This is a genomic window from Roseovarius aestuarii (assembly GCF_019966515.1).
In the GTDB taxonomy this organism is placed as follows: domain Bacteria; phylum Pseudomonadota; class Alphaproteobacteria; order Rhodobacterales; family Rhodobacteraceae; genus Roseovarius; species Roseovarius aestuarii.
Genome location: NZ_JAIMIB010000024.1, coordinates 25951 through 46912, shown reverse-complemented (window position 1 = coordinate 46912; position 20962 = coordinate 25951). Strand labels below are relative to the sequence as shown.

General features: G+C 56.2%; 24 protein-coding genes and 1 tRNA gene. 11 read left to right on the top strand and 14 right to left on the bottom strand.

Annotated features, from left to right (window positions below):
- The first annotated feature begins 21 nt into the window (after nt 1-21).
- The gene (locus tag LC334_RS20665; protein WP_139836522.1) at nt 22-219 is read left to right on the top strand and encodes a hypothetical protein; all 198 of its coding nucleotides are present in this window, start codon (nt 22-24) and stop codon (nt 217-219) included.
- A 158-nt stretch (nt 220-377) separates the two neighbouring features.
- Here the strand turns inward: LC334_RS20665 and LC334_RS20660 are convergent, their stop codons facing one another.
- Nucleotides 378-935, bottom strand: a complete 558-nt coding sequence (locus tag LC334_RS20660) for an HGGxSTG domain-containing protein (protein ID WP_085802220.1) — start codon at nt 933-935, stop codon at nt 378-380.
- Here LC334_RS20660 and LC334_RS20655 point away from each other — a divergent pair.
- Nucleotides 934-1122: a hypothetical protein gene (locus LC334_RS20655; protein WP_139836523.1), complete on the top strand. Its 189-nt coding sequence runs from the start codon at nt 934-936 to the stop codon at nt 1120-1122. The two genes, LC334_RS20660 and LC334_RS20655, sit on opposite strands and share 2 nt — an antisense overlap.
- Nucleotides 1123-1196: 74 nt before the next feature.
- Here LC334_RS20655 and LC334_RS20650 read toward each other — a convergent pair whose 3' ends face one another.
- The 4 genes from LC334_RS20650 to LC334_RS20635 are packed head-to-tail and all read right to left on the bottom strand — an operon-like array spanning nt 1197 to nt 4577.
- A complete protein-coding gene (locus tag LC334_RS20650; protein ID WP_223413104.1) occupies nt 1197-2066 on the bottom strand; it encodes a hypothetical protein in 870 nt (289 codons plus the stop codon).
- Complete coding sequence (locus LC334_RS20645) at nt 2063-2443, bottom strand: hypothetical protein (RefSeq protein WP_085802222.1); 381 nt, start codon at nt 2441-2443, stop codon at nt 2063-2065. Before LC334_RS20645 ends, LC334_RS20650 begins: the two co-directional genes overlap by 4 nt.
- On the bottom strand, nt 2440-3948 hold the full coding sequence (locus LC334_RS20640; protein WP_085802223.1) for a YfjI family protein: 1509 nt from the start codon (nt 3946-3948) through the stop codon (nt 2440-2442). The genes LC334_RS20645 and LC334_RS20640 overlap by 4 nt, the downstream gene beginning before the upstream one ends.
- Nucleotides 3945-4577: a DUF7146 domain-containing protein gene (locus LC334_RS20635; protein ID WP_223413103.1), complete on the bottom strand. Its 633-nt coding sequence runs from the start codon at nt 4575-4577 to the stop codon at nt 3945-3947. The genes LC334_RS20640 and LC334_RS20635 overlap by 4 nt, the downstream gene beginning before the upstream one ends.
- Before the next feature lie 18 nt (nt 4578-4595).
- Between LC334_RS20635 and LC334_RS20630 the strand changes: the two genes are divergently transcribed.
- Complete coding sequence (locus tag LC334_RS20630; RefSeq protein WP_223413102.1) at nt 4596-4814, top strand: hypothetical protein; 219 nt, start codon at nt 4596-4598, stop codon at nt 4812-4814.
- A 10-nt stretch (nt 4815-4824) separates the two neighbouring features.
- On the opposite strand, the gene LC334_RS20625 is transcribed toward LC334_RS20630, so the two are convergent.
- The 4 genes from LC334_RS20625 to LC334_RS20610 all read right to left on the bottom strand — a co-directional run bounded on the left by LC334_RS20625 (nt 4825) and on the right by LC334_RS20610 (nt 7961).
- Entirely contained in the window at nt 4825-5106 is a 282-nt protein-coding gene (locus tag LC334_RS20625) for a hypothetical protein (protein WP_085802225.1), read from the bottom strand.
- Between the two features lie 263 nt (nt 5107-5369).
- On the bottom strand, nt 5370-5723 hold the full coding sequence (locus LC334_RS20620) for a helix-turn-helix domain-containing protein (RefSeq protein ID WP_085802226.1): 354 nt from the start codon (nt 5721-5723) through the stop codon (nt 5370-5372).
- Between the two features lie 86 nt (nt 5724-5809).
- Entirely contained in the window at nt 5810-6724 is a 915-nt protein-coding gene (locus LC334_RS20615) for a hypothetical protein (protein WP_085802227.1), read from the bottom strand.
- Complete coding sequence (locus LC334_RS20610) at nt 6717-7961, bottom strand: tyrosine-type recombinase/integrase (protein WP_085802228.1); 1245 nt, start codon at nt 7959-7961, stop codon at nt 6717-6719. The genes LC334_RS20615 and LC334_RS20610 overlap by 8 nt, the downstream gene beginning before the upstream one ends.
- A 487-nt stretch (nt 7962-8448) precedes the next feature.
- On the opposite strand from LC334_RS20610, the gene LC334_RS20605 reads away from it, so the two are divergent.
- Nucleotides 8449-9198, top strand: a complete 750-nt coding sequence (locus LC334_RS20605) for a hypothetical protein (RefSeq protein WP_139836524.1) — start codon at nt 8449-8451, stop codon at nt 9196-9198.
- Between the two features lie 253 nt (nt 9199-9451).
- Here LC334_RS20605 and LC334_RS20600 read toward each other — a convergent pair.
- From LC334_RS20600 to ychF, 3 genes are all read right to left on the bottom strand, one after another.
- Nucleotides 9452-9541, bottom strand: a tRNA-Ser gene (locus tag LC334_RS20600).
- Between the two features lie 267 nt (nt 9542-9808).
- Nucleotides 9809-10804: a right-handed parallel beta-helix repeat-containing protein gene (locus tag LC334_RS20595; protein WP_085802231.1), complete on the bottom strand. Its 996-nt coding sequence runs from the start codon at nt 10802-10804 to the stop codon at nt 9809-9811.
- Nucleotides 10805-11696: 892 nt separating this feature from the next.
- Nucleotides 11697-12794 (bottom strand): redox-regulated ATPase YchF, encoded by a 1098-nt coding sequence (ychF, locus tag LC334_RS20590; protein ID WP_085802269.1) that lies wholly within the window; start codon nt 12792-12794, stop codon nt 11697-11699.
- A gap of 102 nt (nt 12795-12896) precedes the next feature.
- On the opposite strand from ychF, the gene LC334_RS20585 reads away from it, so the two are divergent.
- Both LC334_RS20585 and trpA read left to right on the top strand, forming a co-directional pair.
- Nucleotides 12897-13307, top strand: coding sequence for a VOC family protein (locus LC334_RS20585; protein ID WP_085802232.1), 411 nt, complete (start codon nt 12897-12899; stop codon nt 13305-13307).
- Between the two features lie 62 nt (nt 13308-13369).
- Nucleotides 13370-14161, top strand: coding sequence for a tryptophan synthase subunit alpha (trpA, locus tag LC334_RS20580; RefSeq protein ID WP_085802270.1), 792 nt, complete (start codon nt 13370-13372; stop codon nt 14159-14161).
- A 6-nt stretch (nt 14162-14167) separates the two neighbouring features.
- Here trpA and LC334_RS20575 read toward each other — a convergent pair whose 3' ends face one another.
- Entirely contained in the window at nt 14168-14722 is a 555-nt protein-coding gene (locus tag LC334_RS20575; RefSeq protein ID WP_223413101.1) for an AAA family ATPase, read from the bottom strand.
- 207 nt (nt 14723-14929) lie between these two features.
- On the opposite strand from LC334_RS20575, the gene LC334_RS20570 reads away from it, so the two are divergent.
- The 5 genes from LC334_RS20570 to LC334_RS20550 all read left to right on the top strand — a co-directional run bounded on the left by LC334_RS20570 (nt 14930) and on the right by LC334_RS20550 (nt 19426).
- Nucleotides 14930-16093 carry an alpha-hydroxy acid oxidase gene (locus LC334_RS20570; protein ID WP_085802234.1) on the top strand — a complete coding sequence of 388 codons (1164 nt, stop codon included), beginning with the start codon at nt 14930-14932 and terminating at the stop codon, nt 16091-16093.
- A 113-nt stretch (nt 16094-16206) separates the two neighbouring features.
- A complete protein-coding gene (locus LC334_RS20565; protein ID WP_085802235.1) occupies nt 16207-16893 on the top strand; it encodes a 50S ribosomal protein L25/general stress protein Ctc in 687 nt (228 codons plus the stop codon).
- Between the two features lie 149 nt (nt 16894-17042).
- Nucleotides 17043-17741, top strand: coding sequence for an aminoacyl-tRNA hydrolase (pth, locus tag LC334_RS20560; RefSeq protein WP_085802236.1), 699 nt, complete (start codon nt 17043-17045; stop codon nt 17739-17741).
- A gap of 112 nt (nt 17742-17853) precedes the next feature.
- Nucleotides 17854-19017: a serine hydrolase domain-containing protein gene (locus LC334_RS20555; protein WP_085802237.1), complete on the top strand. Its 1164-nt coding sequence runs from the start codon at nt 17854-17856 to the stop codon at nt 19015-19017.
- 34 nt (nt 19018-19051) lie between these two features.
- Complete coding sequence (locus LC334_RS20550) at nt 19052-19426, top strand: DUF2237 family protein (protein WP_085802238.1); 375 nt, start codon at nt 19052-19054, stop codon at nt 19424-19426.
- A gap of 83 nt (nt 19427-19509) precedes the next feature.
- Here LC334_RS20550 and LC334_RS20545 read toward each other — a convergent pair whose 3' ends face one another.
- Nucleotides 19510-20907: an aminotransferase family protein gene (locus LC334_RS20545; protein ID WP_085802239.1), complete on the bottom strand. Its 1398-nt coding sequence runs from the start codon at nt 20905-20907 to the stop codon at nt 19510-19512.
- Between the last annotated feature and the right edge of the window lie 55 nt (nt 20908-20962).

Sequence of the window (20962 nt, the reverse complement as noted above, 5' to 3'; positions counted from 1 at the left end):
GCTGCGACGACAAAGAATTAGATGTCGATTGCTACCGTTCAAACTGATACTGCGAACGTCGGCAATGTCCGCATAGCTGTCATTCAATCTCTTGCTTTCCGCCGCCGTCGACGACGCGCCGCCATCTTGCGGCAGCTTTCACAGCAAAACCGCGCATCGGTTCTTTTCCAGACCGGCATCAACTCGCAACAGTACTCGCAATTCCAGCCGCGCGCATAATTGCGCATCAGCCACCCGGCGCGGCGGGCTACATGCGTCGAATTCTACCATGGATAGTGCGACCACGTGAGCCCTACATGCGGCGGGTCCAGATATCCTATCCATATCAAGCTGCTTTCACGGTCAGGCATTTAATTTCCATTGCATTTTCCGTTACTTTAGACAGGAACCGGCGTTGATATCGTTGAGATTTCTTGAGCTAATTTCACCTGGCGTCGATAGGCCTCCCAACGCTTTCTCTGGGCCTCTGCAATCCTAGCCTTGCCCTCTGCGGTTTTTGGCCCGGTGGACTTTCCACCGTGATACTTGCAGCGCCGCTTGCCGGGTTCTGATTTCATGCGACACGGGTGACCCTTGCGGGTTTTCGCACCGCATTGCTGACGGCGACGATCCATTTGCGCTTGTAGTTTTGTACGCCGTCTTTCCATCTCTCGATCCAGCATGGCCTGCGCGGCGTCATATAGCGGTAAAACCCCATACCCGCGCGCGCGCGTTGACCTCTGATAAATCGGCAAAATCTCGACACCCAGGACCTTGAACATCATTGCCGGAACGCCAAAGCGATACTGCTTTGAGGTGAGTGGGTGTTGCTTGGTCTCCCAATAACTGACGCCACTACGCGATGCGCCTATCAGTTTGCCCATTTCAGTTTGATTGATACCGGCCTTTCGGCGTATCGCCTTTAGCTCTGGTCCGGTGATGGATTCAAGTTTCATGACCTTCACCCGTGTTGATTACATCGCCGCCACTGGTAACAACCGATACCTCTATGTCGATCCGTGCCGGGCTGACGAACGATTTGATGGCGGCGGCGTGTTCCTGTGCTGCCAGCAGCCGCAGCGCGTGCGTCAGGGGGCTATGGCGCGTTTCAGTCGGGTTTGGGGGCGTCTGTGGCGCTGGTAGCCCCTGAGACGGCCTGTATGGCGGCCTCAGCGGCAATGATGCGAATTTGGTCGCTTGGGTCATGTCCATGCGGCCTACTGATAAATGAAGTCTTCCAGAGTTTTTCGTTCCAACTTTTCGACCTGCTTCAATGCCTCAAGCTCATGTGCGGAAATGTGGTGTTCAATCGCTCCTCGAACCAAATCCCTAAGCTGGTCGGGCGGGATTGCGTCCAACTCAGCTGCATACGAGTGCGGCCATGCCTTGTCTGCTGTTGTGGCGCGCTTGTGTGGCCTAGCGGGCAAACCCCAATTCTCCACCTGATGCACATTCAGCGCCAGAGAATGAAACTCGATATCAACATCGAAACCGGCACCGAACCGGTAGACTTTTTCGCGCAATGATTGCTCTGCGGATTGGCCGCTGCGGTCGAAATCGTAAAGGGAGTAAATCACCAGCCGCTTATTCTGCCCCCGCAGGTCGTCTACTGCCTCAAAAGCGAAGGTTTCAGACGTGAACCCAGCCGTTGCCATTAGCGGCACGTCATATTCATTCGTTACCGGCGATATCACACCAGCCAGAGCATTCTTTTCCAGCCAGACCTCAACCACCTCCTCAGTATCCACCCAAAGTGATTTCCGGTAAGCCTGCGCGGTCGCCACCAAGGCGGATTGCCAGCCGTCATAGGTACGAGGCTTGCGCATGAACCGAGTGGCGTCTGCAATCACATGATAGGGCATTTTCCCCGACCGACGCAGATTGAGAACCTGGGCCTGAACTTTGCAATACCCGGCTTCTGTTTTCTCGATGCCTGGCAGGTTGGCGACTGTGGCCGCATAGAACAATTGCCTGACCGTTACCGGCGAATGTGTTTTTGCGTAGGCAATAAGAAAATTCGCCCGCTCGGCCATTTCCTCCTTCGTGGCCCTGTGACGTTTTAACGGGCCAGCATGATAAACTGTCATGACGGCACCTCCCAATTCTGGGTTTTGCCATTCCACTGCCAGCCGTCGGGGCCGTGCTTTTCCCACTCCGAAAGCCGCCGCCACGCATCCAGCGAAACGACCTTGCCAGTATAGGTGACAGGACGGCCACCGGGAGACGTGCCATTGGGGTAGTCAGACCCATCCGTCCTTATGGAAATCATAGGGTCATTCTTAGGGGCCAGCGCTTCCTCAAGGTTGGGTTTTCTGAGGTTCTCGGCGCGGGATTTCTCTAATTTCCTATCCCGACATACGGCAGAAACCGGCAAAAAGGGTGTTTCTGCCAGTTCTTGCCGGTTGTCGGTAAGAGAATTCAGATTGTCTTCGCCCTGTTCGGCTATCGCTAACCACTTACTCATGACACGTCCTCCAGCCTGGGGTTGACGGCGTAGGAGACCGTTGGCCTGCCGCCGGAATCCTCTTTCACCATCCGCAGCCAATCTGCGTCGATCAGGACATTCAGGGCCGCGCGAACCTCGCCTGCTGTCGCAAGCCCAGTGCGGCCTCTGTGTTGGATATCGCGCACTTTAAATAGTCGCAGGCCTTCGCTTCGAATGATACCGGCAATGACTTTTGCGCCCTGAACCTCAACGGGCAATTTTGTCATGCCATAAGCCCGGAATGCATGATTGCGAAGATGCTCGCCGACAAGGTGACGGGCTCGCCCGACATGGCCTACGTCGATTGCTGAAACGTACTGCCCGTCAGTTGATGCGCACCAATCGAGATGCGCCAAGACGTTGGAAATCCGCACCACAAGCCCCGGCATTTTCCCTATATGGCTTTTGTACAGGCCGCTGGCATCACCCTCCCATTCACGGCACTGTCTTCGGAACTCATGCAAAGCATCCGCAGCGGTATCCGAGAAATGGATATAGAACGGGCGCAGGTTTCCCTGTTCATCGTTGGCGGGCGTCAATTCACGTAACCGGCTCAGTCCGTTTGACAGAGCATCGCTATCAATGATTGCATCCGGACGCTTCAACGGCACTGGATCGGGGTAGACGGTCACGAAGCGGGACAACAGCCCATCGTCATCCGATTTCACGAGAAGGCTATCAAGCTTGTCCGGTTGAGTGCCGCCGATGATGGATACTGAAAGATGGTCTACGAGTATCGGCTCGTCACTGCCCTTGCGGTCCACCGTATAGGAGCGGCCCCCATAGGTTTCCAGCCAAAAGGGCCGATCACCACCGCCACCGCTGTAACGATCCATACTGCCAATCCAGCCGGACAACTCGTCACGAGATAGCAGCAGCCCGCGCCATGTGGACTGAAGCAGCACCGCGATTTTCTCTGTGGTCACGTCTGAAACACGGATACGCTGCCTGACCGGCTTAGGCCCGGCGTCCGCTTCATCAGGCTTCGCCGGTGGCTCGTCGCCGTCACCCAACGCGGTTTTGGCATCAGATTTCCACTGTGCCAGTTGCAGCTTGGCAATCTCATCCTTTGCCTGCCACTCCGAAAGCTGGGCCTTGTAAGTCTCGGTCAGCTCCTGCTCCAATTCCTTCACAGGGTCTAGCACAGCATCAAGCGCCGGACTTTTCCCCGAAGATGGATCGCCAACCAGCATCCCCCAGAGAACAGGCGGCTCGGACCATCCATCCCAAGGGACCGCCCAGCGCGAATTGCCGATAGCAGCGCTGGCAGTCGTCAGAAGCGACAGAGCAACGTAGTCAATTGGCGCGTTCTTGGTTTCAGCAGCATTGCGCAGCCACTGTGCCCAAGGGCCATAGACTTGATTGAACTCCGTATCACTCATGATCGGCGCGGGCGGGCGGATAGGATTACCGATAGTCATATCCGGCTCAGGCCAATCTGTGGTTGGATCGAACGGGTGCACTGCGGCTCCTGCGATATTCATGCCACCACCCCGCCACGCAGAACGTCGTTCCAATCCTGGCCGTCAGGAGCAGGCATCAGAGATACATTCCAGCCTCGTGCATGGGCATCGCGTGCCAGACGGTTTCCCGCCGCATGCCCAGCACCGGTATCATCGCTGTCTGTCGCGATAACCAACTCACCGGGGATGGGTGGCAGTCTCAAGCCCTTGATGCCAGACGTGGACAGCGCAGCCCATACAGTCGCAGGGCCGTCCAGAAGGCCGCTCAGCAGCGACAGGCCCGTTTCTATGCCCTCAGACACGACAAGCGGCCCGGTAGACTCTGAAAGGCGGACCGCGCCACCACGACAAGGGCCGAACATCATCTTGGCCGATTGCCTAAGGCGCTCACCCCTTTTCGTGAAGAATGTGCGGTGGATCCCGCCTGTGGACACATCAGCCACTATAGCCGCGCAGAACGTGCCGCTTGGCGTGTGGTACGTATCCGGCAACCACCTAAGACTGCCTGGCATGGCGCAGATAATGCCGCGCCCCCTAAGATAAGCCTCGCCATGCGTGCCTTCGATTGACTGACCTTGCGCCCAGATGGACCGGGCGCGTTGCAGCTTTTTCTCGGCTTTCTCAGCGCGCGCGCGCTCCATTTGTCGCATTACTACGGGGTCAAACTCTTGCGTCGTACCCGCTATGCCAACTGCGCGGAGGATATCGCGAAAACTGCAGCCAGCCTTTTTGCAGTGAAGCAACAAACGGCGATCGCCTGCATTGATGGTAAGAGCATTCTGGTCTTTGCGACGCTCGATTTGGCAGGCAGGACAGGGCGCGGTGCCATAGCTGCGATACCACGTTCCGCCCAAGTGTTCTGTGAATTGGCGGGGATGAATCATTAATGAGATCCCTTCAGAATGGGGAAAGAAGTGGTGTTTGCTTCTCAGACAATCGTGCCCGTTCAGGCAGTGCCTTCAATCCGGGCTCAAGGCCCGGCTCCACGTCGAGGCTGAGACGGATAAGGGCCATTTTGGTGGTGCAATATGCGATTGCCACCCAAGGACTCTCAGCCCCCGGTTTCTTGAGGTATTGGAGTATGTATTGATGGCCATCCTTGCAGATGATGACGCGGTGCTTGCCATGCCGGGCAAGTTCGGCGTGATAGCTGTCGGCCGTTTCGTGGTGGCTACTCATCAAAGGCTCGCTCCATAGATATGGTGGGCAATGCTGCGCGCGGAGACACCAGAGACGCCAGACTGCCAAAGGATGAAGCGAACTCGCTGTTCCAGTGGCGACATAGGACGGCGCATTGTGCAGCACTTGCTTTTCGGGAGTATGTTGACTGTTTGTTTCATTTCGAGCTCCTTCAAGTCGAAAGGACAACTGAACTGCGCTAGAAGCTTGGTTGCTACCTTAAGAAAACCAGCCCCAGTCCGGTCCGTCCGGCTGGGGTATTTCTATTCGGCAGCTTCGATTTTGACGCCTGTGCTATCGAGAAACGCATCAAGGTCGGCTTTCTCGATGCGAGTTGCACCACCGAACTTGGTGAAGATCAGTTCACCGCGCTTATGAGCTTCGTAAAGAGCGCTGCGACTATGACCGCTATAGTCCGCAGCTTCAGGAATTTTCAGGTAGCGCTTGGAGCACGCGTACATGGCAACCAATTGGACGAGACAGTTCTTGACGTACTCCTGATATGCGGTCAGTTGAACGGCGTCTTCGGGATCAAAGCCTTGGACTGCGTGCAAGCCCCGCGCGCTCTCGATTACAGCATTAGTGCGGACGGAAGGATCGGCAATTGGGTAGGTCATGTTTTCCTCATGCTATCTTGGATGCATGGGGGCACTTTCGATTAGCAGAGTAGATTAGGCCAAAGTGCAAACCGAACGGTTTTCCGCTATTCACGCTTTCGAACGGGTAGGTCCAGTTGAGAGTCTGGGCGATCAACCAAATACTTAAGTTGTTTGGCATAATGATGAGCATTGAAATCCCATCCCAATATGTCTGGATAAAAATCTTCTGTTGCCCTATCGACAAACACAAGCATTGGGCTCCCTGGCTCACCGTCTACAATTGTAGTTTTGAATGAACCCCGCCAGTCTTCGGGGTATGTTATGCCTATATCTTGGTCATCACGCCAATCACGCTGCCAAGTCAAGAAAGCTCTGATCGCAAGCTCGCAGAAGTATTTTTTTGCATGATCACCTTTTGGTGCTTTACTACGAAGGTGCAAATCGACTTCAATTTGGCGTTCAACTTCGATCAAGTGTTGCGACAATGAAAATACTGTTTCCAAAACGCCCGGCATCGATGCGCTCAGGAAGTTCTCAGTAGGCGCGTACCTAAGTTCATCCATCAGGTTTAGGATCTTTGAAAGGGCACTTTGAGCTTGTTTGATTTTCTTTTTACTCGCACGCAAGTCTTTTCCAGAAATGTCGTAGGGTTGCGGCGAATGCATCTTCAATATCGTTAAATGGAACTCCGAAAGCTGTTCGCTGGATAGATTATCGAGTTCAATCTCAAGTTCGCGAATTAGAAACTTCCCCACCTTGGTCTCTGCCAAATCACCCGACACACCACGGCTGATTCCCGAACTCTCGACATGGAAATACTGACGCCTCGCAATTTCCTCATTGATTTGCTCACGTTCCAACTGAGTGGCTTGAGAACGAGCTTCCAAAAGCGTCAAACCTGAGCTTAGTTTCTTTCTGTGCGGGATGCCGTGGGAAACCAGTTCACACCAATATTCTTCCGACCCATCTTTGCAGACTTTCGCTCTTAAGCTGCCCTCGTATTTCTTATTCTCATCCATTCAGGCGAACAATTTTAGGGGATTTATGTGTTACCATCTCAGCCCATCGATTCAGCGCAACGGCACGTTGTGGCAACAAGTTTGATTGCTGATAGACCCGCGCAACAGCACTGGGTGCACTGCCCGACGCGGAGTGGTTTTGAATGCGGTCTACAACACCTTCAGGCACGCCAGCTTCTGCCAATGCTGTTGCCATTGCCCTACGCAAATCGTGCAGTCGCCAATGCGAAATATCATCCCCAAGCAACTTGTCCAGGTTTCGCTTTGCTTTGGAAATGCCGGACGAGGGCGTTTTCCCAGTAGTGGTGAATACAAACTCGGAACTGTCGCGGCCACATGATAATTCTTCGAGTTCTGAACTAGCCGGTGCAGACAAATGCGTAATGTGTGGTTTTCCGTTCTTGGTCTGCGAACCTGCCAAAGTAAGTTGATGCGCCTTCAAATCAACATTCGACCAACGCAACGTCGCAATTTCACCGCGCCGCTGGCCTGTCAGAACCAGGAGACGGAACATTGGACCCCACAATGGACCAAGCTCAAAGGTTGCCCGATAAATGCTGCGAACGTCATCAACCGATAAAACCCGGTCGCGCGCCATTTCCCTTCCCGTGCCTTCAAGATCAAAACCTACGTCTTCTTTCAGATAGTCGCGGCGTGATGCCCAGTGGGTAAACGCGCGGAGATAAGACCGCAGGCGATTTGCATAAACAAACTTACCTGCCGCCGCCTTCTCATCAATAATGGCCTGCAGGTTTGCCTTAGTTAAATCGTTGGCTGGAAAGTGTGGATAAGTCGACAGCACCTTGCGGAGTTCTCTTGCGCGCTCCTCGCCAGTTCTCAATGTTGAAAGCTTCAATCGTTCATAAATGTCGAGCACTTCGGAAACAGTCATCCTGATTGCTACAGCTCGCTCTTTCGCAAGTCTGGTCCGCTCGGCCAGTTCAACACGGTCAACACCCTGTCCTGCTTCCAGTTCGATTTCGAGAGCACGCTCGCGGGCTGCACTAAGGCCAATCTGTACAGGTATGCGCTGGCCTGATGTAGTCCAGGTGCAATATGCCCCGAGAGTGTGCTTTCGTTTAGGACCACCTTTCACCCTCTTTTCGTAAACCCAAGACGCTTTCCGCAAGCCCACCCTTAATTGCAAGCCAGGTCTCAATGTATCGGAATATGTCACGCGACCGCCCTCAGACGGTTTGATCTTTTCCAGGAAGCGGTCGGTGAGTTTCTTACGCATATTAATTGGGGGACATATGGGGGACAAAAACGGCTGGCTTGTGGTGGACGACTACGGATAACTGTAGACGTTTCCTGATTGGGGGACAAGTCGCAAAGTCTTTATTTAAAGGCGCGTTTTTACTAAAAGTCAGATACAAAAGGACTAATAGAGACAAGCTCGGACATAGTCAGGAAGCTGGATGAAAACTGACTTTTAATCAGTGGGTCACAGGTTCGAATCCTGTACGGCTCACCACTGAACATCTTGATAATCAAGCAAAACGGGCGATCCGCAGAGACCGCCCATTTTATGTTCTACAACAACTCTACAACATCTAAGGGCGGCCACTGAAGCAGCCGCCCACTGGTTTTTATGAGCTATAGGTCTTCGGCGGAAGCATCCCCTCCTTTTTCATCCGACCGATCTCACTCGGCTCAAGCAGGTGCTGAAAAACTGAAATTTTGCTCCGCGCCGCTTTGATCTCCGGGACGAGACCGGAGGCCGATTGGCGCCGACACGTACCAAGCGTCATAGACGAAGGCTGCGCTACTATGTCTCCAATCGCCTGATCTCCGGAGGTACCGATCCAAGTGGCTGGCCTTTGCCCGCAGTGGCATTGGAGCAGGCAGTTGCGGACATCATCGCGCAGCACCCGAGCGATCTGGCCAGTGGTCATCGGATTTGCGTCATGCCAGATCTTCAGATTGGCGACGCAGTCTGTACCAAGGCTCAGAATCTAATAAAGAAGCTACGGAAAGGTGCGCACGAGCTTCTCCCAAATATAACGGCGGGAGGCCAACTCGCCAAAGGACGCATCGTCCTAAATCTCCAAACGACGGAGTTGGCAAATAAACTTGGCTTGGAACCTAGCCAAATTGATCCTTCCGCGCTGCAAATCCAAGCGCCCTTCGAATTGCGTCGACGGGGCGTTGAGGGAAAGATCGTCGCTGGCGACCCAGAACCCGAGTCCGACAGAACGATGCTGCGCGCGCTGGCCCGGGCACATATCTCGACAGCCGACCTTCGCCGCGAAAAATCTTTGAGCGATATCGCCGCCGCAACCAGACACTCTGAGTCATATGTACGGACCCGAGCCCAACTCGCCTTCCTCTCGCCCAAAATCCAAAGAACGATCCTCGTTGGCAGTCAGCCGCCAGAACTGACCCTGGAAAAGATCATCCGAAAACCGACCCCGCTCGACTGGGATATGCAGGCGCGGGTTTACGGGTTCAGCCAGGATTTTAACCTTCCCTGATCTGCGCGCTTCATTCCCTGCTCCCGTTGGAAATGTCCCTGTAAATTGTGAAAAAGTTCCCTGTTAATTCCCTGTTAGCAGGGAAAATCAAACCCAACCGAAGCGCGTGATGCTGGCGGCAGAGACGGCCGAGGGATTCTGCCCTGGTCGACTGGATCATAGGTGTCTCCCACGCAGAAGGCACAGCGCAAGACCCCGGAAAGTCGGGGTAAAACAGGGAAATGTCGGCTGTGCTGACAGAGAATGGTGTGGGTGGCGGAGCCGATGGGATTCGAACCCACGAGACCCTTCCGGGCCTACTCCCTTAGCAGGGGAGCGCCTTCGACCACTCGGCCACAGCTCCGCTGGTGGGTCTATCTTCAAATAATATGGCAATACAAGGGGTATGTGGACGGATTGCGCAAAAAATGGATCTCCGCGATTTTTTTGCGCATGGAAGCCCGCCGATAGGCCCCACCAACGGGACGCCCGAAACGACAGGATCAGAAACAAAATGCGCCCACTGCCTGTTCCCAGTGTCGGGGATCGCAACGGACGCATCATGAGCCGGATCAACCCGGAAAACGGCGCAGGCGATCTTAAGTATGACCGCCTGCGCTCTGGTCAAAGATCAGAAGAAGTGAATCCAGCGGTCATCCGCCCGTGCCTGTGCGCGAACCGCCTTGTCGTCCAGATTAGTCACCTGGTTCGACGGATCAGAAGATGCAGGCTTGATGATGCTCGGAGCCTGGTTGCCCATGAAGCTCGTCAGCGTCCCATTCATGTTCATCTTCGGAATCGCCACACCCGGGTTATTGTCGGGACGCGCCTGGCCGTTGGCATCACGCCACTGAGCGACCTGGTTCCGGTCAACCACCCCGTTCGAGAAACTGATCCAGGCAATGCAGTTGGTGTGCGACATGATCATAACATTGTCGGTGATCGTCAGATCACTGTCCGTGCTGTTGTGATCCGACCAGATACCCTGCGCGTAGAGGCCGTTATTCTGATCAAAGAAGTTATCCTTGATCGTGATACCCTTCGCACCACCGATGGCCTGAATCATATCCCTGTGATCGGACGCGCCGCCGGGCGTGCCAAAATCATGGATATAGTTCAGTTCGATCAAATAGTTCTCGCCACTACCGGTGTTGATGCCGTCTGACCTGATGCCGTGGATGTCACAGAGCCGGATGGTGATGTTCTTGCCATTCACGCCAAGCCCTTTCCACCAGTCAACGAATTCGCAGCGTTCCACCAGCACATTTTGGTTGGCGCCCCACATCCGAAGGCCGCGGCCTTTGCCGGCACCATTCCCGTCGAAATCGCCCTGGAACTTGCAGCCAAGCACTTTGATGTTGGTGCTGTCCTGGATCAGGAACTTATTCGTCGAATCTGAATCACCCGACTTGTACGTATATCGGCAATGTATGTCGGACAGCGTGATTCCGTCGCGGCGGTTAATGGTGAACTTCGAGAATTCCGGCTTGTTCGCCGGGTCTGCCCCCCGAATGGTCACGCCGTTCGGAATCGACGGACAATTGCCGTAGGAACCAGGCGCCAGCGTTAGCACATCGCCACTTTGTGCTGATGAAAGGGCCGAAGCCAATTCCGCCGCGTTATGCACGTCCGCCGTCGTAGGGGCGGAGGAGGGGGCGGCGGCGGAGGGGGAGGAGGAGGGGGCGGAGGAGGGGGCGGCGGCGGAGGGGGAGGAGGAGGGGGCGGCGGAGGGGGCGGCGGTTGGAGGTCCAGAAGGCTCCGAAGATAATCCTCGTCGACCGAGACATAGAGGTCATTCCAAACACCCTGATCGTTGGCCGCCGCATAGGTGCCATCCGCACGGTGCAGCATAGCGCCGTCACCCTGTCGCAGAGGACCGTCGGTCACGTGCTGGTGTATTGCAAAATTGTCGATTTTTACATCAGGCATAGATGCTTTCTTTCCTTGTATCCGACCCAAAACGGGCCATTGGTACCGATTAAAGCTGCGATGCCAGGCTGAGTGCCGTGGCCCATAGAGGACCGTTACTGATATTCCTGATATTTCCCGGGAAGTCGGGGACGTTGTCGCCCCGGACGCCCTGACGCGGGCTGATCTCAGCCCCCGGTATTGCTGGTAGTTACATCGCTGCCTGAAGTCTTAGGAAGTCAGTGGTAAATTTCGTTTGCATGCACCGAACGCTGCTTCACCCGCCTGTCAGTCAAACGCAGGTGTCCAGCGCCTGAATGTCGTTCCGGACGCAAGCGTTCTAAAGTGCGGAATATTGTCGGACAGCCATTTGAGGCCGGAGACGGGCGCGCCCGACCGCCGGGCGATTATGCGCGAATTATATCGGCATAACTTACGACCATGACGCCGGATGCAGTCTTGACTCCGACACCTACAAAAACGTCATTCCGAGAGGCACCATGCCCCTCGAAATCTGAAAAAATGCACTTCGCTGATTGCGGCCCGATCAACCGGAACTCGGGTTCAAGATATCAGAAAGCCAGACCTCGTCCCGGCCCCAATTCCAGTGCTCAGGTGTTGAAGAGGAAATGCAGCACATCACCGTCCTTGACGACATAGCCTTTTCCTTCGGCACGCATCTTGCCTGCTTCCTTCGCCGCCTGCTCACCGCCTAATGAGACGAAATCGTCATAGGCAATGGTCTCGGCCCGAATGAACCCTTTTTCGAAATCGCCGTGGATCACGCCCGCCGCCTTGGGCGCCGACGTGCCTGTGCGGATCGTCCAGGCGCGCGCTTCTTTGGGGCCGACGGTGAAATAGGTTTCGAGGTGAAGCAGGTCATAGCCCGCCCGAATCAAACGATCCAACCCTGCCTCGGCAAGACCCATCTCTTCCAGAAACATCTCAGCTTCGTCCGGCTCAAGCTGGCTGATCTCTTCCTCGATCTGCGCCGAAATCACGACACTCGCCGCGCCCTGATCGGTCGCCATCTGTGCAACTCTTGCCGAGAATTCGTTGCCCTCAGCAGCGCTTGCCTCATCAACGTTACAGACGTAGAGAATGGGCTTTGTCGTCAAAAGCTGCAAACCTTTCCAGGCCTTCGCGTCTTCATCATCAACTTCCACGCTGCGCGCTGGACGGCCATCCTCAAGCGCCTCGACGGCCGCTTTCAGCAACCGTTCCTGCTGCACCGCCTCTTTGTCGCCGCCCCGCACCTTGCGAATTATGTTCTGCAGCCGCTTCTCGATGCTTTCCAGATCGGCCAGCATCAACTCGGTCTCAATCGTGTCCGCATCAGCGACGGGATCGACTCGGCCCTCTACATGGGTCACATCGCCATCCTCAAAGCAGCGCAACACATGGGCAATCGCATCGACCTCGCGGATATTGGCCAGAAACTGGTTACCCAGCCCCTCGCCCTTGCTTGCCCCTTTGACCAGACCCGCAATGTCCACAAAGGTCATGCGCGTCGGAATGATCTGTTTTGACTTGGCAATATCCGCCAGCTTATCAAGGCGGTCATCCGGGACGGCCACATCACCTACATTGGGCTCTATCGTGCAGAACGGAAAATTGGCCGCCTGCGCCGCCGCCGTCCGCGTCAGCGCGTTGAACAGCGTCGACTTACCGACATTGGGCAAGCCCACGATCCCCATTTTGAAGCCCATCGCATCCTCCGACATCCGGTTTCCGGCGCTTCTATGCGCATCCGCTGCACACTGCAACGGGGACTGTGCTAGGCTGCCCCGAAACGCACAGGAGGACGCATCATGAACCCCACCCCCTATCTGATCTTCACCGGCAATTGCCGCGAGGCCGTCACCGCCTATGCCGATATCTTCGGCGGCGAGATCACCATGATGATGACCGGCGCCGAGATGCCGTCGATGGAGGTGCCCGACGACAAGAAAGACTGGATCATGCATTCGATGATCGCCTTCGATGGCGGCCTGCTGATGGCCTCGGACGACATGATGGGCACCACCCCCGCGATGGCCGGAAGCTGGGTGATGATGGAGATGCCAAGCGCCGAGGCCGCCAAATCGGCCTTCAACGCGCTCAGCGAAGGCGGAGAGATCACTATGCCTTATGGCCCCACGGAATGGGCCGACGGGTTCGGTATGGTAACGGATCGTTTCGGTGCCTGCTGGATGATCAGCGCACCCAGCCAGATGCCCTGACCCTATTGAATTCCCCCGGCGTTTCGGCCAAACCCGGGGCGTTCAGACCAAGGATACCCATGATGACCCGCATCGACGCCAAATTCGCTGACCTGAAAGCCGCCGGCAAAAAGGCCTTCGTTTCCTATATCATGGCGGGCGATCCGGATTACGACACGGCGCTTGAGATCGTCAAAGGCCTGCCCGGCGCAGGTGTGGACGTGATCGAACTGGGTCTGCCCTTTACCGATCCAATGGCCGATGGCCCGACAATCCAGCTGGCCGGGCAGCGCGCACTTGAGGCCGGCATGACGCTGGAGCGCACGCTTGAGATGGCCACCGAGTTCCGCAAGGGCGATGACACCACCCCGATCGTGCTGATGGGCTATTACAACCCGATCTACAATCGCGGGGTCGAGCGCTTTCTGGCCGACGCCAAGGCGGCGGGCATCGACGGGCTGATCGTGGTCGATCTGCCGCCCGAGGAAGATGACGAGCTCTGCATCCCGGCGCAGAACGCCGGGCTGAACTTTATCCGTCTGGCCACCCCCACGACGGATGACAAACGTCTGCCCAAGGTGCTGCAGAACACCAGCGGTTTCGTTTATTACGTCTCGATCACCGGCATTACCGGCGCCGCCGAGGCCGAGGCCACCGATGTAGGCCCCGAGGTCGCGCGGATCAAATCCGCCACCGATCTGCCGGTAATCGTCGGCTTCGGCATCAACACCCCCGAAAAATCCCGCGCTATCGCGAGCGTGGCAGACGGCGCGGTTGTGGGGAGTGCCATCGTCAGCCAGATCGCCGCGGGTAAATCCGCTGGCGAAGTATTGGCTTTCGTCAAGACACTTGCCGACGGTGCACATTCGGTCTGAAGGTTCTCAATTTCTGGATTGAAGCCAGTCCAGTACTTGCCTCGCGACAACAGCGGGTTTCAGGTCGGAGTTATCTATCCTCAGATAGTTCTTATATGTCAGTTCGCCGTCACGGGAATTCAGCCGGTGTTTCTTGTGGCTTTCGATCAATCTTTGCTCGGAAACTTCCAGATCACGCTTAGACGGCTTGTGGCTGAGCCGGTTTGCAGATTTGTTTCTTTTCAGGCGCTCTTCCAGATTTGCTTCCAATTCGACCCAATGAACCTCGGCCCCGTGCTCTTCGAATATGCTGGCAACCCAATCCATATATTCCTGTTCTCCAGCGGCATCGAACTGCCAGATACACGTCAGAATGTAACCCGCTTTATCGCTTTCGGCGAATGCTCTGAAGAATGCCTCTCGAATCTTGTGCACCAGTTGGCGCCCCGCCCGGGTGCTGTAGCCGAAGTAAGGGAGCACCATCTCGATCGGGACATGATTGTGGAACAATTTGAACCCGGATATTTTTTCGAGTTCCTGACCGACGGTCATTTTGCCGACCGCATGTGGTCCGAATATCATTATGACTTGCAAGATGTGGAGCTCCTTTAAATTTCGGCCTCACAAGAAAAAAAATTGCGGTCTGTTCATAGACACCTTTTCAGTAGCCCCGGAAACTTGCAAAGTCTAAAGCGGCCTCCAAACAATCGAACACTTTGCCGCATAGACATTTTTATTAACCTGCCATATTGGTAAGTAAACATTACCAAAATTTGACATGGATACTTCATGCCAGTCATCACCTGCATCGACGACCTAAAGCTTATCTACGCGCGCCGCACGCCGCGCATGTTCTATGACTATTGCGAAAGCGGCAGCTGGACCGAACAGACATTCCGCGAAAACACCAGCGATTTCAGCGAGATACTTTTGCGCCAGCGCATCGCCGTCGATATGTCGAACCGCAGCACTGCCACACAGATGATCGGACAGGAGGTCGCGATGCCGGTCGCGCTCGCCCCTGTCGGCCTGACTGGCATGCAATGCGCCGATGGCGAGATCAAAGCGGCGAAAGCGGCAGAGACATTCGGAGTGCCCTACACGCTCTCGACCATGTCGATCTGCTCGATCGAGGATGTGGCCGAGAATACTTCCAAGCCCTTCTGGATGCAGGTCTACACCCTCAAGGACGATGATTTCATGCAGCGGCTGTTTGACCGCGCCAAGGCGGCAAACTGCTCGGCGGCGGTGATCACCGTTGATCTTCAGGTGCTCGGTCAACGCCACAAGGACCTCAAGAACGGTCTCTCCGCCCCGCCGAAACTGACCGTCAAATCCGTGGCCAACATGATGACTAAGGTGCATTGGGGCCTAGGGATGCTGGGAACCAAACGGCGATTTTTTGGCAATATTGTTGGTCACGCCAAGGGCGTCAGCGATCCCTCGTCGCTCAGCACCTGGACCGCCGAGGCCTTTGACGAGGCGCTCGACTGGGACCGCATCCGCGCGTTCCGCAAGATGTGGGACGGGCCGCTGATCATCAAGGGCATCATCGACCCGCGCGACGCGCTTGAGGCTTTGAACGTGGGCGCCGACGCCATCATCGTGTCCAACCACGGCGGGCGACAGCTGGATGGCGCGCTGTCGGCCATCCGCGCCCTGCCCCAGATCATGGATGCCGTCGGGGATAAAATCGAGGTGCATCTCGACAGCGGTATCCGCTCAGGTCAGGACGTCCTCAAAGCCGTGGCACTGGGCGCAAAAGGCACCTATATCGGGCGTGCCTATGTCTACGGTCTGGGCGCTATGGGCGAGGCCGGCGTGACCAAGGCACTCGAGGTGATCCACAAGGAACTGGATGTGTCGATGGCCTTCTGCGGACACCGCGATATCAAAGGCGTCGACCGCGACATCCTGATGATCCCGCGGGATTTCTCGGACCGCTGGCAATAACCGCCAAGCGGCGATATTAGCCCTTTCCTCAGAAGAAAAACCGGTCTATACGCGCGTCTTCACGCGGGGCTACAGCCTTGGAGGAGCCCCGCCCTAACCTTTGGAGAATTAACATGGCTGGAGAAGTACCTGATCTTCACGCCCAGGAACGCACGGGGACGGGCAAGGGCGCCGCTCGTGCTGCACGCCGCGAAGGCATGGTTCCGGGTATCGTTTTTGGGGGCGACGTCGATCCGTTGCCGATCAATATTCCGTTCAACAAACTGCTTAAGTCTTTGAAAGCAGGCCGCTTCAAGTCGACACTGTTCAACCTCAAGGTTGACGGCCACGACGATGTGCGCGTGATCTGCCGTGACGTTCAGCGCGATGTTGTCAAGGATCTGCCGACCCATCTGGACCTGATGCGCCTGCGGCGGACCACCAAGATCAACCTTTTCATCCCCGTTGAGTTCATCAACGAAGAGGAATGTCCCGCCCTGCGTAAAGGTGGCGTTCTGACGGTGATCCGAAACGAGGTTGAGCTGGTTGTGACCGCGGGCGACATCCCCGAAACGCTGACGGTTGACCTGGCGAAACTGGAAGATATCGGCGACACCGCAACGATCTCGGATATCGAGATCCCGGCCGGTGCCAAACTGACCATCACTGATCGTGACTTCATGATCTGTAACGTCTCTGCCCCATCGGCGCTCAAGTCCGATGCGGATGACGAGGACGAAGATACAGACGCAGCCGAAGTGCCCGTCGTCGGTGACGAAGAAGGCGGCGAAGCGGCTGACACAGAAAGCAGCGAAGAGTAATTCGCCGGTTTCAGTGTTGGAAGTTGAGAAACGCGGCCTAGATCAGGCCGCGTTTTTTTGTCGTCATTCTGTCTGTGGATTTGCCGTGGTGATTGATTCCGCCCAGCCACCGGCGTAGACCACCGGCAGCAAGAAACAGGGCTACAACGATGCAGCTGATTGTCGGCCTGGGGAACCCCGGCGCCAAATATCTGAAGAACCGTCATAATATTGGCTTCATGGCCGTTGACCGGATTGCCGCAGATCACGGATTTGGCCCCTGGAAATCGAAGTTCCAGGGACAGATTTCCGACGGCCAACTGGGTCGGGAAAAGGTGATATTGCTCAAACCCGAGACTTTCATGAACCTCAGCGGTCAGTCCGTCGGCGAAGCGATGCGGTTTTACAAACTGTCACCTGAAGACGTAACTGTCATCCATGACGAGATTGACCTGGCCCCGGGCAAGCTGCGCGTCAAGCAGGGTGGCGGCCATGCCGGGCATAACGGGTTGCGTTCTCTGCATCAGCATATCGGCGACAGCTACCAACGAGTGCGGCTAGGTGTCGGCCATCCGGGCCGCAAGGAATTGGTGCCGCATTACGTGTTGCAGGATTTTGCCAAAGCAGACGCGGATTGGCTGGACGATCTCATGCGCGGAATCAGCGATGGCGCCGTGTTTCTAGCCGAGGGGGCCAATGACAGGTTCCAGAATGCCGTAGCACAACGAGTGGCACCAGCGCGTTCCCCGACCTCGGCAGCCAAGCCGCAATCCGGCGCAAAACCATCAGTCAAGCCCCAGCCGAAACCTGAACTTGAACCGGACGAAGTGCGCAGCCCCATGCAGCGTCTCATAGATAAATTCCGCTAACCCCGGTTTAAGCAGACTTCAGCCCACCCGAAAGGCATGTGGCGCTGCCACGTCGGGCTTGTCCTCCAGCCAGCTGGGTGATCTTCTGGCCTGTACGAATTAAGAGGGTGTGATGCGACGGGCATTAAAATGGTTGGGGCGTGCAGCACTGGCACTTTTGCTGGCGGCGCTTGTCGTAGGGTTTTACAAACGCGAGGAAATCACCCGCCTGATGGCGGTTAATTCACTCTTCTCAGAAGGCAAGATCGTCGCGAATTTTTCTCATATGGACCGGGCATTTCTGACGCGAGCCATTTCGCGCGGGGACGGGCCGGTCAGTCCGCTGCCGACAGGGACAGCGACGATATTACCGCCAAACACAGATCAGTGGATCAATGAGCGCTTCGTTACTTCTCTGCTGGTGCTGCACCGAGGGCAAATCGTCCATGAAAGTTATCGCCTTGGTACGTTGGCAGAAGACCGGCGCATCGGCTGGTCGATCGCAAAAAGTTTCCTGTCAGCGCTCTTTGGCATCATCAAGGCCGAGGGTGCGATTGGCTCGCTTGACGATCAGGTCACGCAATATGTCCCGGCACTGACGGGCAGCGCCTATGACGGGGTGACGATCCGCAATATCCTGCAGATGACCAGCGGTGTGGCCTTTGACGAGGATTATCTGGATTATGATTCGGACATCAACAAGATGGGCCGCGTCTTGGCCCTTGGCGGGTCGATGGACGGGTTTGCCGCGGCCCTCGACACGCGGATTGCGCAACCGGGGGCGCAATGGAAATACGTCTCGATCGACACCCATGTGCTGGGCATGGTGATCCGTGGCGCGACCGGTCGGGATATCCCCGATCTGCTATCGGAAAAGATCATCGCGCCATTGGGACTCGAGGTCGAACCATACTATCTGACCGACGGGCGCGGCGTAGCCTTTGCCCTGGGCGGGGTTAACATGACCACGCGGGATTATGCACGTTTCGGGCAGATGATCGCACAGGGCGGCTACTGGCACGGAAAGCAGATTGTACCGGCCGATTGGATTGCCAGTTCGACCATCGCCAGCGCCCCCACCGCACCCGACAAAATCCGCTATGGTTATCAGTGGTGGATTCCCAAGGAGGCACGGGATGGTGTGTTCATGGCGCGTGGGATCTATGGTCAGTATATTTATGTCGACCAGCCACGCGACGTGGTAATCGTGACAACCGGTGCCGACCGGCAGTTCCGTAATCCGGGAGTACATGACGTCAACATCGCAATGTTTCGGGCAATTGCCGCGGCGTTGTAAGCACGTTAGGCTTGTTCTCTAAAGGAGATGTCACATGGTCCAAAAGGAACCGGCGATTAATGTTCTGGGCGGCAAGCTAGAAATCTGTTCCACTGATCCCGTCACAGGCTATTTCCGTGATGGGCATTGTAGCACCTGCACCGAAGATCGCGGCAGCCATACGGTTTGCGCGCTGATGACAGCCGAATTCCTCGCATTTTCAAAATATGTCGGCAACGACCTCAGCACGCCACATCCGGAGTTTGGCTTTGCCGGACTCAAGCCGGGAGATCAATGGTGCCTCTGTGCTGCTCGTTTTCTGCAGGCTCATGACGAGGGCTGCGCGCCGCAAGTTCGGCTTGAGGCCACCCATGAACGCGCATTGGACATCGTGCCGCTGAATATCCTGCAACAACACGCCCCGGCCTGAGAGCAGGCACCCGATATCGCAATCATAAGAAACGGAACCGAATTGGCCCCACCCCACGACGGCCCGCAGGGTGGGAGAAAAGGCTAGCCGAAAACCTTGGTCAGCGCCTTATCCGTGGCCTCAACGATTTGATCGATATCGTCCTTCGTCGCGATCAGTGCAGGCGAATAGCATAGCGTGTTATTGAACCCAGGGATCGAGCGGTTGGTGACACCGATGATCACGCCCTGCGCGTTGCAGTCACCGACAACCGCCTGCGCCAGCTTCTCATCGACCGGCTCCTTGGTTGACCGGTCGGAAACCAGTTCGGCCCCCAGGAACAACCCCTTGCCGCGCACCTGACCGATCACTTCATGCTTGTCCTGCAGCGCCTTCAGCTGATCAAGCATATATTCGCCCATCGCCACCGTGTTATCGAGCAGGTTTTCCTCTTCGATGATCGCCATGTTTTCCAACGCTGCCGCCGGGCCGGCGGTACAGCCACCGAAGGTCGAAATGTCACGGAAGTAATTCATCGGATCGGTCATATCGTCCCGGAAAAGTTCAAAAACCTTCTCATTCGTCACGCAGCAGGCGATTGCCGCGTAACCCGAGGCGACACCCTTGGCCATGGTGACAAAATCAGGCTCAATACCATAGTGCTGATAACCGAACCATGTGCCGGTACGGCCAAGCCCGCAGACCACCTCGTCGATATGCAGCAGGATGTCATACTTGCGGCAAATCTCCTGCACACGGGGCCAGTAACCTTCTGGCGGTACGATCACACCACCACCTGCGGTGACCGGCTCGAGGCAAATGGCGCCTACAGTATCGGGTCCTTCGCGCAGGATGACTTCTTCAATCGCGTTGGCGGCGGCCAGCCCGTATTCCTCACCCGACAGATCCCACTGAGCGCGGTATTCCAGGCAATGTGGCACGCTGACAAAACCCGGCGTATAGGGGCCGTATTGCGCGCCGCGCTCCGACTGTCCGCCGGCCGACAGCGTGGTGATCGTGGTGCCGTGATAATCGCGATCCCGATAGAGAATCTTGTGCTTCTTGCCGCCATAGCGCTTATGCGCGATCTGGCGCACCATCTTGAAGGCTTTCTCGTTCGCCTCGGAACCTGAATTGGTATAGTAGACCCGGCTCATCCCCGGCATTTTCGAGATCAGCTTTTCCGAAAAGAGAGCACCGGGAATTGAGCCGGTCGAGCCTGCAAAATAGGGAAGCTGGATAAGCTGGTCGCGCACGGCGTTGGCGATCCGCTCGCGGCCATAGCCAACATTGACGGTCCACACGCCGCCGGAAACGGCGTCGATATGTTCTTTCCCCTTCTGGTCCCAGACACGCATACCGCGGCCTTCGACGATGATCCGGGGATCAGCCTTGGGGTCAGGACCTGTCCAGGGGGCGTGCTGGATCAGATGATGCCAGACATGGGCGCGGTCGGCCTCCACTACCTTGGTGATGTCATTGTCCAGAACTTTGCCGTCCATATCGGGTCTCCATCGGTTTAAGCCCGGCATGGAAGCCGGGCGAATTTTCGCGCGC

Bases quoted from the DNA above. Each gene is read 5' to 3' on its own strand.
- LC334_RS20665 (WP_139836522.1), top strand. From the start codon at position 22: ATGTCGATTGCTACCGTTCAAACTGATACTGCGAACGTCGGCAATGTC.
- LC334_RS20655 (WP_139836523.1), top strand. From the start codon at position 934: ATGACCTTCACCCGTGTTGATTACATCGCCGCCACTGGTAACAACCGA.
- LC334_RS20660 (WP_085802220.1), bottom strand. From the start codon at position 935: ATGAAACTTGAATCCATCACCGGACCAGAGCTAAAGGCGATACGCCGA.
- LC334_RS20650 (WP_223413104.1), bottom strand. From the start codon at position 2,066: ATGACAGTTTATCATGCTGGCCCGTTAAAACGTCACAGGGCCACGAAG.
- LC334_RS20645 (WP_085802222.1), bottom strand. From the start codon at position 2,443: ATGAGTAAGTGGTTAGCGATAGCCGAACAGGGCGAAGACAATCTGAAT.
- LC334_RS20640 (WP_085802223.1), bottom strand. From the start codon at position 3,948: ATGAATATCGCAGGAGCCGCAGTGCACCCGTTCGATCCAACCACAGAT.
- LC334_RS20635 (WP_223413103.1), bottom strand. From the start codon at position 4,577: ATGCGACAAATGGAGCGCGCGCGCGCTGAGAAAGCCGAGAAAAAGCTG.
- LC334_RS20625 (WP_085802225.1), bottom strand. From the start codon at position 5,106: ATGAGTAGCCACCACGAAACGGCCGACAGCTATCACGCCGAACTTGCC.
- LC334_RS20620 (WP_085802226.1), bottom strand. From the start codon at position 5,723: ATGACCTACCCAATTGCCGATCCTTCCGTCCGCACTAATGCTGTAATC.
- LC334_RS20615 (WP_085802227.1), bottom strand. From the start codon at position 6,724: ATGGATGAGAATAAGAAATACGAGGGCAGCTTAAGAGCGAAAGTCTGC.
- LC334_RS20610 (WP_085802228.1), bottom strand. From the start codon at position 7,961: ATGCGTAAGAAACTCACCGACCGCTTCCTGGAAAAGATCAAACCGTCT.
- ychF (WP_085802269.1), bottom strand. From the start codon at position 12,794: ATGGGCTTCAAAATGGGGATCGTGGGCTTGCCCAATGTCGGTAAGTCG.
- LC334_RS20585 (WP_085802232.1), top strand. From the start codon at position 12,897: ATGAACCCCACCCCCTATCTGATCTTCACCGGCAATTGCCGCGAGGCC.
- trpA (WP_085802270.1), top strand. From the start codon at position 13,370: ATGACCCGCATCGACGCCAAATTCGCTGACCTGAAAGCCGCCGGCAAA.
- LC334_RS20575 (WP_223413101.1), bottom strand. From the start codon at position 14,722: ATGATATTCGGACCACATGCGGTCGGCAAAATGACCGTCGGTCAGGAA.
- LC334_RS20570 (WP_085802234.1), top strand. From the start codon at position 14,930: ATGCCAGTCATCACCTGCATCGACGACCTAAAGCTTATCTACGCGCGC.
- LC334_RS20565 (WP_085802235.1), top strand. From the start codon at position 16,207: ATGGCTGGAGAAGTACCTGATCTTCACGCCCAGGAACGCACGGGGACG.
- pth (WP_085802236.1), top strand. From the start codon at position 17,043: ATGCAGCTGATTGTCGGCCTGGGGAACCCCGGCGCCAAATATCTGAAG.
- LC334_RS20555 (WP_085802237.1), top strand. From the start codon at position 17,854: ATGCGACGGGCATTAAAATGGTTGGGGCGTGCAGCACTGGCACTTTTG.
- LC334_RS20550 (WP_085802238.1), top strand. From the start codon at position 19,052: ATGGTCCAAAAGGAACCGGCGATTAATGTTCTGGGCGGCAAGCTAGAA.
- LC334_RS20545 (WP_085802239.1), bottom strand. From the start codon at position 20,907: ATGGACGGCAAAGTTCTGGACAATGACATCACCAAGGTAGTGGAGGCC.